The organism is Streptococcus australis, assembly GCF_019930045.1.
In the GTDB taxonomy this organism is placed as follows: domain Bacteria; phylum Bacillota; class Bacilli; order Lactobacillales; family Streptococcaceae; genus Streptococcus; species Streptococcus australis_D.
Genome location: NZ_JAHZQQ010000052.1, coordinates 1 through 13,000, shown reverse-complemented (window position 1 = coordinate 13,000; position 13,000 = coordinate 1). Strand labels below are relative to the sequence as shown.

General features: G+C 40.7%; 12 protein-coding genes. 8 read left to right on the top strand and 4 right to left on the bottom strand.

Annotated elements, in window-relative coordinates:
• The first annotated feature begins 333 nt into the window (after positions 1-333).
• The 4 genes from K1J10_RS08910 to K1J10_RS08895 all read left to right on the top strand — a co-directional run bounded on the left by K1J10_RS08910 (position 334) and on the right by K1J10_RS08895 (position 5,447).
• On the top strand, positions 334-792 hold the full coding sequence (locus tag K1J10_RS08910) for a hypothetical protein (protein ID WP_223356923.1): 459 nt from the start codon (positions 334-336) through the stop codon (positions 790-792).
• Positions 793-977: 185 nt separating this feature from the next.
• On the top strand, positions 978-2,714 hold the full coding sequence (locus tag K1J10_RS08905; protein WP_223356921.1) for an ABC transporter ATP-binding protein: 1,737 nt from the start codon (positions 978-980) through the stop codon (positions 2,712-2,714).
• A gap of 12 nt (positions 2,715-2,726) precedes the next feature.
• Positions 2,727-4,511 (top strand): ABC transporter ATP-binding protein, encoded by a 1,785-nt coding sequence (locus K1J10_RS08900; RefSeq protein ID WP_223356920.1) that lies wholly within the window; start codon positions 2,727-2,729, stop codon positions 4,509-4,511.
• Between the two features lie 381 nt (positions 4,512-4,892).
• Positions 4,893-5,447 carry a GNAT family N-acetyltransferase gene (locus K1J10_RS08895; RefSeq protein WP_223356918.1) on the top strand — a complete coding sequence of 185 codons (555 nt, stop codon included), beginning with the start codon at positions 4,893-4,895 and terminating at the stop codon, positions 5,445-5,447.
• 30 nt (positions 5,448-5,477) lie between these two features.
• On the opposite strand, the gene K1J10_RS08890 is transcribed toward K1J10_RS08895, so the two are convergent.
• Complete coding sequence (locus tag K1J10_RS08890) at positions 5,478-6,506, bottom strand: YdcF family protein (RefSeq protein WP_223356916.1); 1,029 nt, start codon at positions 6,504-6,506, stop codon at positions 5,478-5,480.
• Positions 6,507-6,701: 195 nt separating this feature from the next.
• On the opposite strand from K1J10_RS08890, the gene brnQ reads away from it, so the two are divergent.
• The 3 genes from brnQ to K1J10_RS08875 all read left to right on the top strand — a co-directional run bounded on the left by brnQ (position 6,702) and on the right by K1J10_RS08875 (position 9,483).
• Positions 6,702-8,021 (top strand): branched-chain amino acid transport system II carrier protein, encoded by a 1,320-nt coding sequence (gene brnQ, locus K1J10_RS08885; RefSeq protein ID WP_223356915.1) that lies wholly within the window; start codon positions 6,702-6,704, stop codon positions 8,019-8,021.
• 159 nt (positions 8,022-8,180) lie between these two features.
• A complete protein-coding gene (gene ccdA2 / locus K1J10_RS08880; RefSeq protein WP_223356912.1) occupies positions 8,181-8,888 on the top strand; it encodes a thiol-disulfide oxidoreductase-associated membrane protein CcdA2 in 708 nt (235 codons plus the stop codon).
• A gap of 22 nt (positions 8,889-8,910) precedes the next feature.
• Positions 8,911-9,483: a TlpA family protein disulfide reductase gene (locus K1J10_RS08875; protein WP_223356910.1), complete on the top strand. Its 573-nt coding sequence runs from the start codon at positions 8,911-8,913 to the stop codon at positions 9,481-9,483.
• Between the two features lie 30 nt (positions 9,484-9,513).
• On the opposite strand, the gene K1J10_RS08870 is transcribed toward K1J10_RS08875, so the two are convergent.
• The 3 genes from K1J10_RS08870 to K1J10_RS08860 are packed head-to-tail and all read right to left on the bottom strand — an operon-like array spanning position 9,514 to position 12,291.
• Positions 9,514-10,749, bottom strand: a complete 1,236-nt coding sequence (locus K1J10_RS08870) for an NAD(P)H-dependent oxidoreductase (RefSeq protein ID WP_006596325.1) — start codon at positions 10,747-10,749, stop codon at positions 9,514-9,516.
• Between the two features lie 18 nt (positions 10,750-10,767).
• The gene (locus K1J10_RS08865) at positions 10,768-11,373 is read right to left on the bottom strand and encodes an NADPH-dependent FMN reductase (RefSeq protein WP_006596326.1); all 606 of its coding nucleotides are present in this window, start codon (positions 11,371-11,373) and stop codon (positions 10,768-10,770) included.
• A gap of 24 nt (positions 11,374-11,397) precedes the next feature.
• Positions 11,398-12,291 (bottom strand): FAD:protein FMN transferase, encoded by an 894-nt coding sequence (locus K1J10_RS08860; protein WP_263285410.1) that lies wholly within the window; start codon positions 12,289-12,291, stop codon positions 11,398-11,400.
• Positions 12,292-12,536: 245 nt separating this feature from the next.
• On the opposite strand from K1J10_RS08860, the gene K1J10_RS08855 reads away from it, so the two are divergent.
• The coding region (locus K1J10_RS08855; RefSeq protein WP_223356906.1) for an NAD(P)/FAD-dependent oxidoreductase at positions 12,537-13,000 on the top strand (464 nt) is incomplete at its 3' end.

The following is a 13,000-nucleotide window of genomic DNA, read 5'->3' as shown; positions in this document are numbered from 1 at the left end:
TTCTAGTAAATGTGTTGCAACTCTACTATACAGGATTTATTCCTTTTTGTGTTTACACAACTTATTGTACACTACCTTCATAAATAAACTGCCTTAAATTTAAATTCTATTATTCAATATATTGGAAATATTTAATATTTACAAGAAAAAGTATTGTACTGTTAAAATACAGTTTTTAACTCATACAATAAACTTTCACCTTTGAATCTCGTTTAGTGATTCTATAATCACAAGCCACTTCCATATCTTATCAGGTTCTTACTAATTTATTATGTTGTTAGTCTTCTATTTTTTTGCTAAAATAGTTCCTATAAACAAAAAAGGAGATTTCTGATGAAATACTTTAAACGTCTTGTCTTTGCTGCTTTGTTGGCAGTTGGTGCGTTTTTTCTTGTAGCTTGTGGCTCTACAACTACAACTAGCGATAATGGGAAATATGTCTATAAAGCTGAGAAGGATCAAATTAAAAGTATCCTTAAAAAGCAAGGGGCTACTGATGAGCAACTTGAGCAGGTCATTGATCAATTATCATTGACAATGACAATTGAAATTAAAGATACAAAAGCTAAGATGATTATCAAAATGGATGCTCTTGGTGAAAGCAAAGAGAAAACAATTGACCTGAAAGCTGATCAGAATGGTAAAACTCTTGAATCAGCGGAAGGTGGTAAAGATAAAGTTAAGTATAAGATTGATGGTGATGTTTTGACTTTGGATGTATCAAAAGCAGAATCTAGTGATTATGAAGTTTTTGTTTTCTTCAAAGATGCAAAATTCAAACGTCAAAAATAATCGTATCTAGAAGGGATAGCGGAGGCTATCCTCTTTTTTATTCCTTGCTTTTCATCTGCTCTTTTCCTTGCTAGCCTATGCGAGATCTGATATAATAGGGATGAATTGAAGGAGGCAACGTGCTTTCTAAAATAGCTTAAAAAGTACTTAAGGGTGCTTTTTTATTGTATAGGGAGGAGAAAGGTATGGGATATATTTGGTCTTATATGAGAAAATATCCAAAATGGTTGTGCTTGAATTTTACAGCTGCCATCTTTTTTGTGATTGTTAACCTCGGTCTGCCAACTGTTCTGGCTCGTATGATTGATGAGGGGATCAATCCGAGAGATATAGAGCGAGTTTATTTCTGGGCCTGGGTTATGTTTGGTGTGATCATCGTAGGGATTCTCGGGCGAATCGTTCTAGCCTATGCGGTTGGGAAGATTACTACAACCATGGTCATGGATATGCGCAATGACCTTTATGAGAAGCTTCAGGAATATTCTCACCATGAGTATGAAAAAATTGGTGTTTCTTCCTTAGTGACGCGGATGACGTCTGATGCTTTTGTCCTGATGCAGTTTTCTGATCAGATGTTGAAGCTTGGCGTCATCACTCCTATCATGATGCTGTCCAGTATTCTGTTAATTTTACAGACGAGTCCATCTCTTGCCTGGATTGTGGCGATTTCGATGCCATTTTTGGCTGTGGTCGTCTGGTATGTAGCTATCAAGACCAAACCTTTGTCAGAGAAGCAGCAGGAAACCCTGGATAAGCTCAATCAATATGCGCGCGAAAACCTTACGAGACTTCGGGTCATTCGTGCTTTTGCCCGTGAGGAATTCCAAGAGGAAAAGTTTGGCCAAGCCAATGCAATCTATGCGGACAACTCCAATAGACTCTTTAAATTGACCGGCTTGACGGAGCCGCTCTTTGTTCAAATCATCATCGCCATGATTGTAGCTATTGTGTGGTTCGCCCTGGATCCTCTAGGCGATGGGAGTTTAGAAATCGGGAATCTTGTCGCCTTTATCGAATATAGTTTCCATGCCTTGCTTTCTTTCCTATTCCTAGCCAATCTCTTTACCATGTACCCACGGACAGCTGTCTCCAGTCATCGTTTAAAGGAAATCATGGATATGCCGATTTCTATCGATCCAAATGAAAATGGGGTTACTGAGACAGAAACTAAGGGTTATTTGGAGTTTGACAATGTAACCTTCGCCTATCCTGGTGAGACAGAGAGTCCAGTCCTTCATAATATTTCCTTTAAGGCTAAGCCGGGCGAAACCATAGCCTTTATCGGCTCGACCGGCTCTGGGAAGTCCTCTCTGGTCCAGCTCATTCCTCGATTCTATGATGTGACCTTAGGGAAAATCTTGGTGGATGGTGTAGATGTACGAGACTACAATATCAAAGCCCTTCGCCAAAAGATTGGCTTTATCCCGCAGAAGGCCTTGCTCTTCACGGGGACTATTGCCGAAAACCTTCGTTACGGAAAAGAAGATGCTAGCATTGAGGAGCTAGACAAGGCAGCAGATGTGGCCCAAGCTAAAGAATTTATCGAAAGCAAGGAAGAGCAGTTTGACACTCATTTAGCAGAAGGGGGAAGCAACCTTTCTGGTGGACAGAAACAACGTCTATCCATTGCGCGTGCAGTTGTTAAAGAGCCGGATATCTATATCTTTGATGATTCCTTCTCGGCTCTTGACTACAAGACAGATGCAACACTGAGAAAACGTCTCAAGGAAGTAACAGGAGATGCGACCGTCTTGATCGTAGCCCAGCGGGTTGGGACCATCATGGATGCGGATCAAATCATCGTCTTGGATCATGGGGAAATCGTCGGTCGTGGAACCCACGAGGAACTCCTGGCAACCAATGAAATCTACAGTGAGATTGCTCGCTCTCAGTTGAATAACCAATCATTAACAGAAGAATAGGAGGGGGAGAAAATGAAAGAAAAATGTTCCAGTTTTGTACGCCTTTGGGGCTACTTAAAAGCTTATCGCTATGCCGTTATTTTCGCTACTCTTCTAAAAATTCTGAGTGTGGTTATGAGTGTCATTGAACCCTATATCCTAGGGCTTGCTATTACTGAATTGACTGCTAACCTGACAGATATGGCTAGAGGAGTAGCGGGAGCTCAGATTAATGTTGGCTATGTTGGCTGGGTCATGGTTGTCTATCTCTTCCGTGGAGTCTTGTATGAACTCGGATCTTATTATTCGAATTACTTCATGGCCAATGCTGTTCAAAGCATGATTGAGGATATGCGTAATGACCTATCTAAAAAAATCAATCGCATCCCTGTTTCTTACTTTGATCAGCACCAATTTGGAGATCTTCTCGGTCGCTTTACCAGTGATGTTGAAACGGTTTCTAATGCCTTGCAGCAGTCCTTCCTTCAAATTGTGAATGCCATTTTCACCTTAAGCTTGGTCATCGCTATGGTGCTTTATCTCAACCTTACTTTGGGGCTGATCGTGATTGCCTCTATCCCAATCACTTTCTTCGGTGCCCAGTTGATTATGAAGAAATCCCAGCCTTACTTTAAGGAGCAAGCTGATGTCCTTGGTGCTTTAAATGGTTTTGTTCAAGAAAATTTGAGCGGCTTCAACGTCTTAAAACTCTATGTACGTGAAGAATCATCGCAAGAAGAATTCCGCGACATTACCCGTCGTCTCCAGCAAGTTGGATTTAAAGCGAATTTTATTTCTGGACTGATGATGCCAGTTCTTAATGCGATCTCTGATTTGACCTACCTTTTGGTCGCAGTTATTGGAGCTATTCAAGTTCTTGCCGGTCGACTTACAGTTGGGAACATGCAGGCTTTTGTCCAGTATGTCTGGCAAATCAATCAGCCTATTCAAAACTTGAGTCAGTTAGCTGGCACCTTACAAAGTGCCAAATCTTCACTAGACCGGGTCTTCCAAGTCCTTGATGAACCAGATGAAGTGCTCGGCAAAAATGAATCTCTGGACACGGAATTGACAGGGCAGGTTAGCTTTAACCATGTGGACTTCCAATATGTGGAAGATAAACCGCTGATCCGTGATTTTAACCTAGAGGTCAATCCTGGGGAGATGGTGGCTATTGTCGGACCGACAGGAGCAGGGAAAACGACCCTGATCAATCTTCTTATGCGTTTCTACGACGTGACCAAGGGTGCTATTACAGTGGATGGTCATGATATCCGCGACCTATCTCGCCAAGACTATCGCAAACAGTTTGGGATGGTTCTTCAGGATGCTTGGCTCTATGAAGGGACTATTAAAGAAAATCTGCGCTTTGGGAACTTGGAAGCAACAGACGAAGAGATTGTTTCTGCTGCCAAGGCTGCCAATGTTGACCACTTTATCCGGACCCTTCCGGGGGGCTACAACATGGAGATGAACCAGGAGTCTAGCAATATCTCTTTGGGGCAAAAACAATTGTTGACCATTGCGCGTGCTCTTCTGGCCGATCCAAAAATATTGATTTTAGATGAAGCTACTTCTTCAGTGGATACCCGTCTAGAACTCTTGATTCAAAAGGCTATGAAGAACTTGATGAAGGGGCGAACTAGCTTTGTCATTGCCCACCGCTTGTCTACTATCCAAGAAGCAGATAAGATTTTAGTCCTTAAAGAGGGGCAAATCATAGAGCAAGGAAATCATGAGTCCCTCTTGGTTGCAAAAGGATTCTATTACGACTTGTACATGAGCCAATTCTCCAAAAAAGAAGAAGTGGCAAAATAAGACAAACAAAAAGACCATTAGCTCTTTTTTAAAGTCTTCTAAAAACTTTCCTTAGGTGAGTACGGACGTCAGCGAACTTCTATGAAGTTCCATGACTAATTATTGAGCCTAAGGTCTCAATAATTCCGAGTGCCTGAAACAATTGAGTTTCAGGCATTTTTCTCACAGCGGAAAGTTTTTAATCATCTTAAATGACTTAAAATAAAAGTAATTTTTGAAAAGTATCTTGCTGTTTTATGTTAAACAATAGTATGTCTACATTCAAACAAAAAAGAGTCATAGCTCTTTTTTTGTTTGGCAAATCAATTGCTTTTGTTAAAAGTCGGATTTCTTGAAAGGGGTTATTTTATTTGCTATAATCGTAGCAGAAATGGAGGCTTTATGCGCTTAACCAGTCAATTAATCACTGAAACGTTCCCAGATTTGGATAAAGTCGAGCGGTTGAATATCGAGGCTTTCCCTGAAGAGGAACGGATTCCTTTATCGGAGTTTTTACGCTATACGGACAATGATGATGCTCATTTTTTTGCTTTTTACAATGAGGAAGAATTTGTCGGATTTGCCTTTGCTATTTCAAATGCCAAGGCCTTTTACGTCAGCTTCTTTGCCATTATGCCACACTTGCGAAGCCACGGCTATGGTCAAGAAATCATTGAAAAATTAGTCGAGTTTTACCAACGGACCATGTTGTTAGAAGTTGAGCGATTGGATGAAGAATGTGATAATCTAGAACAACGACGGGCTCGGATGGACTTCTATTTGCGGAACGGCTTCAAAACAGCCAATGCCTTTTTAGAATACGATGATCTGAGTTTTGAGATTCTTTATCGAGGCGATCAATTTGATGAAGAGGCTTATCGGGACATCTTCCATAAACTGCAAGCAGAGAATTACTTTGATTTCCGTATTGATTATCGTCGCTTTAGTGATCATTAGGCAAGAAAACCATGGGATACCCCATGGTTTTTAGTTTATATGTTGAATAATGAACTCAATCAGTTTCATGATTTGTGAAAAGAACCAAGGCAGAAACAGAAAAGCTAAGAAAGCAGCATGCCATTTCCAATAGAGAGAAACTAGCCCAACCGTTTCTCGGATCCAAGCCGATGGGAGATAATAAAAAGCTGTTTTTGAACCGACACTGCGTCCAGGGATTTTTAATCGTCTCATAAAGACACCAGCCCGAAGAGCGTGAAAGGAATTGGTCACCACAAGGACATTTTTTCCTAATCCTTGTTCTTCAAGAATAGCCTTGCTGAAGGTCAGATTCTCAAAAGTAGTGCGTGAGCGATTCTCGATTAGAATAGCATCCTTAGGTACACCCTGTTCCATCAGGTAGCTTGCCATAGCTTCCGCCTCTGAGGTTAACTCATCAGCACCTTGTCCACCAGAAACAATCAGTTTTGGTCTCCCCTCGAATTGCTCATAGATAGTCTTTGCTTTAGTTAGACGCTGGGCTAGAAGTGGTGGGATTTTATCTCCAATCAAACCTGAGCCAAGGACGATGATAGCATCGGGCTCTTTACGAACGGGGAAGTAATTGCAAAAAGTCCCATATAAAACATAAGAAAGATAAAGAAAAGTCGAGTAAAAGAGGGCAAAGTCTGTTGGATAAATCAAGAGATCTTTTCCTGGGAAATCAGGAAGGAAATGAAGCGCCAAGGTGCCGATAATAAAGATCCCATATAGGAGTGAGAGGAGGTTTACCAACCTTTTGCCTTCAAAAGACATCATTTGACGGCCGTTAAAAAGAAGAAAAACAGTTGAGAAAATAATACTGAGTAAAACAAGGATAGCAAGTACTGAAAAAACAATGATAGCAATCTGTTGGTTAAACCATAGCTCCGTACGAACAACTAGTAGTAGGGCAGAAATCAGGAGGAAAAGGCCTAAGCTTACTGAAAAGAGGTAAGCATTGATAAGTCTTCTGCGGTCGTTCATAAAGAAAAATAAAAAAAAGGTAGTTGGAACCAACCAGAATATATTTAGTAACATGATGACTCCTAAATGTAGTAGTAGTTATATTGTAGCACGATTGACTAAAATGTGCTTATGAACTCCACAATCGTTCAATATTGTTAAAATCCTTAACTGCCAATTGAGAAAATCAATAGATTCAGAAAAAAAGAATTGCCGTGGTGGATAAAAGCTGTTATACTAGAAAGGATTGAAAAATGTAAAGGAGAACACATGTTACGAAAAGGTTCCTTAACAGGTTTGCTGTTATTTGGTATTTTCTTTGGTGCAGGGAATTTGATCTTTCCACCTGCACTAGGTGCCCAGTCGGGTAGCCATTTTTGGCCCGCTATTGCTGGATTTGTCTTATCAGGAGTCGGGATTGCGATTATCACCTTGATTATTGGGACACTCAATCCTAAAGGGTATATTCATGAGATTTCACGAAAAATTGCACCTTGGTTTGCCATCGTTTATCTGGTAGCCTTGTATCTGTCTATTGGTCCATTCTTTGCGATTCCAAGAACGGCTACTGTTTCCTACGAGGTTGGGATCGCTCCATTGTTAGGACAATCAAGTGGTAGACTGAGTCTCTTTATCTTTACCTTGATTTATTTCTGTTTGGCCTATTTGATTGCCTTGTATCCTTCTAAAATCCTAGATAGTATTGGTCGGATTTTAACACCTGTCTTTGCTATCTTGATCGTTGTCCTCGTTGTCCTTGGTGCTCTCAAGTACAGCGGACACGCGCCTCAAGTGGCAACAGAAGCCTATCAAGCATCTGCCTTTGGTCAAGGTTTCCTTGAAGGGTATAACACCTTGGATGCTCTTGCTTCGGTAGCCTTTAGCGTCATCGCAGTGACTACTCTTAATCAACTTGGTTTCACCAGCAAGAAAGAATACATTAAAACGATCTGGATTGTTGGCATCGTTGTAGCCATTGGCTTTAGTATTTTGTATATTGGATTGGGTTATCTTGGAAATCACTTCCCAATTCCAGCAGAAGTGATGGCTTCCGATGCCAATAAGGGTGTTTATGTCCTCTCAGAAGCTACCAAGGCTATCTTTGGCCCAGTTGCTCAAATCTTCCTTGCAGATATGGTGACGGTGACTTGTTTCACAACAACAGCAGGTTTGATTGTATCGACAGGGGAATTCTTCCATAAAACCTTCCCTAAAATTTCTTACAAGGTCTATGCGACTCTCTTTACCTTGATTGGATTCTCCATTGCCAATCTTGGTTTGAGTGCCATTATTGCCTATTCATTGCCTGTTTTGATGATCCTCTATCCAATCACCATTACCATTGTGTTGATTGTGATTGTAAATAAATTTACTCAACTATCAAAACCAGGAATGCAGCTGACTATGTTCCTAGTTAGCTTGGTTGCGATTGCAGATGTTCTGGCTAGTACCTTTAAACTTGCAGGACTAGCAAACATCATTAAGTACTTGCCGTTTGCTGCCCAATCCCTCCCATGGTTACTACCAGCAGTCGTTGGTATTGTCCTTTCGCTTTTCTTGCCAAATAAACAAAGTGCAGAAGAGGAATAGGTAGTCAATTGAACTCCAAAGTGATATGCTTTGGAGTTTTTGTTTGGTTTTGAAACTAGTTTCTAAATGATCATTTAATAATCAAAGCGTAGCAGAAATTTTTAATTTAGCTGTTGGAGTGTTATACTAGGTGTAGCATATCAATATACGGAGTGTTTTATGAATCAAATTGTTTTCTCCTTTACGGTCTTTCTGGCAGGTATTCTCTCCTTTTTCTCTCCCTGTGTCTTTCCATTGCTTCCTGTATATATCGGCGTCTTGCTAGGAAGCGACCAGGAAAAATCCGTTCAGATTTTTGGGAAAAAAATTCGCTGGCATGGTCTTGTAAAGACCTTGTGTTTCATCGCAGGGATTTCTGTTGTTTTCCTCATTATTGGTTTCGGGGCAGGTTTGCTTGGTCAAATCATGTACACCAACTGGTTCCGATACCTGATGGGAGCGCTGATTATTATTCTTGGCCTTCATCAGATGGAAGTCTTTCATTTTAATTTCCTAGAGAAACAGAAGACAATGGATTTCGGGGCAAACAAGCACAAGAATGAATTATTTTCAGCTTTTCTCCTTGGACTTGGTTTTAGCTTTGGATGGACGCCATGTATCGGTCCTGTTCTTGGCTCTGTACTTGCCTTAGCAGCATCCAATGGTCAAGATGCCCTTATGGGTGCCGTTTACCTTTTCATATATACATTAGGGATGGCTATTCCATTCTTACTCCTAGCTCTAGCATCTGGGATCGTTCTCCCATACTTTAATCGTCTAAAACCTCATCTCTTGTTACTAAAGAAGATTGGTGGCTTGATCATCATCATTATGGGGATTTTGTTACTTTTGGGACAATTGAATAGCTTGTCTGCTATCTTTTCATAAATCAAATGGAGGTTTACTCATTATGAAAGTTATTAAATACGCCTGTTTTTCGCTTCTTTCTCTATCCATCCTGACTGCTTGCTCTATGAATCAGTCCGAAAGCGGCATGAATAATCAATCAATGAATAATCAATCAATGACCAACACAACTGCTAGTAAACATCCTTTAGTAGGGAAAGAAGCGAGTGACTTCGAGCTAAAGGATATGAAGGGGAACACGGTTAAACTTTCAGACTACAGAGGTAAAAAGGTTTACTTGAAATTCTGGGCAACTTGGTGTGGTCCATGTCGCCAAAGCATGCCTGAACTCAATAAATTAGTTGAAGAAAAGGACCGGGACTTTGAGATTCTCACGGTTATGGCGCCTGGAATGCAAGGGGAAAAAACAGAAGATGAGTTTGTTGAATGGTTTGCCCAACAAGATTATCAATCAGTGCCTGTTTTGTACAATCCAGACGGATCTGTCTTTATGGATTACCAGGTTCGTTCGATTCCTACTGAAGTCTTTATCGATAGCCAAGGAAAGATTGGACATGTTCAATTAGGGGCTATTTCAAACGAAGATGCCAAGAAGATTATCAAAGAGTTGAAATAAAAAAATGAAGCGTAAAGCTTCATTTTTTTATTAGTTGCTTGCACCAGATGTAGCATCAGCAGCTCCGTCACCGTGTCCTCCAGCATCGGAAGCACCTGAAGTTGCATCTGCATCACCATGACCACCAGCAGGAGCAAATGGTCCGCTACCGCCTACAAGGCGTTGACCTGTTGTTTGAAGATACCAGTCCAACCATGGTTGGAAGTTGAAGACGATCTCATTGATACCAGCATATGAGCCATCTGGATAGTACATTGCTTGGTAGTTATGAGTATTGATCACGCCTTCAGGGGATCCTGGGACAATGGTACGAACATATTCCTGGTTTCCGTTACGAAGAGTGCCGATTACCCATTCAACGTTTTTCATACGTGCTGGTGGAAGTGAACCATGAACAGTTGACATCCGGCTACCAGATTGAGGTGGCACGCGTTTAGCAAACATCGTATCTGGATCTTGGTGAGCATTGTTGTAGTAGAGGAACTGGTTGTTATCATCCGCATAAGTTAACTCAAATGGCATAGCTTTTAAGAACATATCGATTTGATTAACAGTCAGGATACCGTGGTCCAATTTGACATAAGTATCGCCTGATACAGCACCTGTAATTTCTGCAACTTTTTCTACCCAATCTGGATCATCTGGGTCAACCTCAGTGATGGTAGTAGCGATTGGTTTTCCGCAATCCAAATCTTCTGGTTCAATTGGTTTTGGTTTTTTCAATTTAGAAACGACTCCTACGTATTTCACAAAGTTATCTAAACAAGTTTCAAGGAATTTAACTGTTCCTTCGTTCGTGATGTTGCCATCTGCATCAAAAGCTTCTTTCGCTTTTCCAAGAAGAAATTCGTTCCCTGGAAGGGTATAGGCATTGACACCTGGAGCATCAAGTATTTTACGAAGGTGAACTTGAGCACGAGAAGTCCCTTGGTCGTAGTAAGAAGCACCTACAATCATGACAGGTTTGCTTTCAAAAGGATGCACTTCATAGGAAAGCCATTCTAAAACAGATTTTAGTCCAGCTGAAATGGTGTGGTTGTGTTCAGGAGTTGCAATAATGACACCATCGGCACGAGTGATTTTATTGTTAAGGAGACGCAATTGGAAGCTTTCGTCCCATTTTTCATCTTGGTTGAACATTGGAACTTCGTCGATTTCAAGAACTTCTAATTCAAATTTGATCTTAAAATGACGACGGATGAATTCCAAAAGTTTGCGATTATATGATTGGTCGTAGTTCGATCCTACAAGTCCTACAAATTTCATGCTAGTATGTCTCCTATCTTACAAGTTTTCCCAGTCGAAGTCTTCGGCATCTTTACGAAGTAATTCTTGAGCGTTGCGCAATTTTTCAGTAACTTTAACAAAGATACGGAAGTCATCAAAGATAGCATCCAATTTCTTGATGACGTCAAGATCTACTAAGTCACCATTTTGATCAAATGCTTGAAGAGAGTGAGAAAGCAAGAATTCGTCTGGAAGGACAGTGGCTTTAATTTCTGGTGAGTTCAAGATTTGACGCAGCTGCAATTGGGCACGAGATGAACCAAGTGTACCATAAGAAGCACCAGTAATCATCACTGGTTTGCTTAATAATGGATAGATCCCATAAGATAGCCAAGCAAGTGCACTCATCAATACAGCAGGGATGGAGTGATCATATTCTGGTGTACCAATGATGACGCCATCAGCTTCCTCAATTTTCGCAGCAATCTCTAAGATAGCTTCAGGAACTTGTTTGTTGGCTGGCTTGTTGAAGACAGGGATATCTTTGATCTCAACTAACTCAATCTCTGCCTTGTCAGCAAAATGCTTTTGCATGTATTGAAGTAGTTGGCGGTTTGTTGAACGTTTGGAGTTTGTTCCAACGATCGCAATAAGTTTTGTCATGGAAATTCCTTTCTGAAATTAAAATTACAAATAATCATGAAGCCCACTAGTATAGGCGATGCGACCTGACTGATAGATTAAAATAGCATCCATGCCAGGTAAGGTTTCAACAATGTTTAAAATGTTGCTCGGTTCTTCACCGAACAAGCGGGTGGTCCAAATCTCTCCGTCAACTGATCGGTCAGAAATAATCGTGAGACTTGCCAGTTCCGTTTCGACAGGATAGCCGGTTTGGGGATCAAAAATATGATGGAAGGACTGGCCGTCAACCTCGAGGTGACGAACATAGGTACCTGACGTCACGACGGACTTATCTGTTACAGATAGAACCAGTAAATGTTCCCCTCTTGGAAGCTGAGGGTCTTGGATCCCAATTCGCCAAGGGCGATGACTGACAGGGTTTTGACCGACGGTAAGGATATTGCCTCCCAAATCAATTAAAGCCTGTTCAATCCCCTGACTCCTGAGATAGTTAGCTAGTAAATCGGCACTAAATCCCTTTGCTAAAGCACCTAGATCAATTTTCATCCCTTTTCTTTTGAGAAAAACAGTTTGTTGATCCGGATCCAAGCAAATCTGATGAGAGTCGATGACTGTTAGGGCTTGTTCAATTTCCCTTTGATCAGGTTTCCTTGCATCAGAGAAACCAATTCTCCAAGTTTGGACAAGTGGACCAATCGCAATGTTTAAATGACTTCCTTGCGCTTGACTATGTCTGGTTCCTAGAGCAATCAATGAAAAAAGATCAGGATGAACCTCTACGGGTTCAATGCCAGCCTTTTGATTGACCTCCATCAATTCAGAAGAAGGGTCATTGGCACTAAAGCGATGCTCATAAGATCGCAGGAGACTAAAGCAATCGGCCAGTATTTGGTCAGCTTGTTGATGAGAAATCGAAACGGTTATGGTGGAGCCCATTAGGCGTTCGGATCGACTAGTTAGTTCCACAAATAATAAACCACCTTTCCAATATTCACCTACTTCAAGTTTAACAAAAAGAAAGCCATTTCACAATCCCCCCGAGCAAATTTATTGACATTTTTCAGGACTTATGCAAATAGAATTGAAAATAATATCACAAATTGTAAGCAAAAAAATTGGAAACGATACCATTTTCATGTTATAATTGTATGGTAAATAAAATTAAAGGTAGGATTATTTCTATGAGTAAAATCGTAGTTGTGGGTGCTAACCACGCTGGGACTGCATGTATCAACACAATGTTGGATAATTTTGGAAACGAAAATGAAATCGTTGTTTTTGACCAAAACTCAAACATCTCATTCCTTGGATGCGGAATGGCTCTTTGGATTGGTGAACAAATTGATGGACCTGAAGGCTTGTTCTATTCTGATAAAGAAAAATTAGAAGCTAAAGGCGCTAAAGTTTACATGAACTCACCAGTTCTTTCAATTGATTACGACAACAAAGTTGTGACTGCAGAAGTCGAAGGTAAAGAACACAAAGAATCATATGAAAAATTGATCTTCGCAACTGGTTCAACTCCAATCTTGCCACCAATCGAAGGTGTTGAAATTGTTAAAGGTAACCGTGAATTCAAAGCGACTCTTGAAAACGTACAATTCGTTAAATTGTACCAAAATGCTGAAGAAGTTATTAACAAACT

Bases quoted from the DNA above. Each gene is read 5' to 3' on its own strand.
- K1J10_RS08910 (WP_223356923.1), top strand. From the start codon at position 334: ATGAAATACTTTAAACGTCTTGTCTTTGCTGCTTTGTTGGCAGTTGGT.
- K1J10_RS08905 (WP_223356921.1), top strand. From the start codon at position 978: ATGGGATATATTTGGTCTTATATGAGAAAATATCCAAAATGGTTGTGC.
- K1J10_RS08900 (WP_223356920.1), top strand. From the start codon at position 2,727: ATGAAAGAAAAATGTTCCAGTTTTGTACGCCTTTGGGGCTACTTAAAA.
- K1J10_RS08895 (WP_223356918.1), top strand. From the start codon at position 4,893: ATGCGCTTAACCAGTCAATTAATCACTGAAACGTTCCCAGATTTGGAT.
- K1J10_RS08890 (WP_223356916.1), bottom strand. From the start codon at position 6,506: ATGTTACTAAATATATTCTGGTTGGTTCCAACTACCTTTTTTTTATTT.
- brnQ (WP_223356915.1), top strand. From the start codon at position 6,702: ATGTTACGAAAAGGTTCCTTAACAGGTTTGCTGTTATTTGGTATTTTC.
- ccdA2 (WP_223356912.1), top strand. From the start codon at position 8,181: ATGAATCAAATTGTTTTCTCCTTTACGGTCTTTCTGGCAGGTATTCTC.
- K1J10_RS08875 (WP_223356910.1), top strand. From the start codon at position 8,911: ATGAAAGTTATTAAATACGCCTGTTTTTCGCTTCTTTCTCTATCCATC.
- K1J10_RS08870 (WP_006596325.1), bottom strand. From the start codon at position 10,749: ATGAAATTTGTAGGACTTGTAGGATCGAACTACGACCAATCATATAAT.
- K1J10_RS08865 (WP_006596326.1), bottom strand. From the start codon at position 11,373: ATGACAAAACTTATTGCGATCGTTGGAACAAACTCCAAACGTTCAACA.
- K1J10_RS08860 (WP_263285410.1), bottom strand. From the start codon at position 12,291: ATGGGCTCCACCATAACCGTTTCGATTTCTCATCAACAAGCTGACCAA.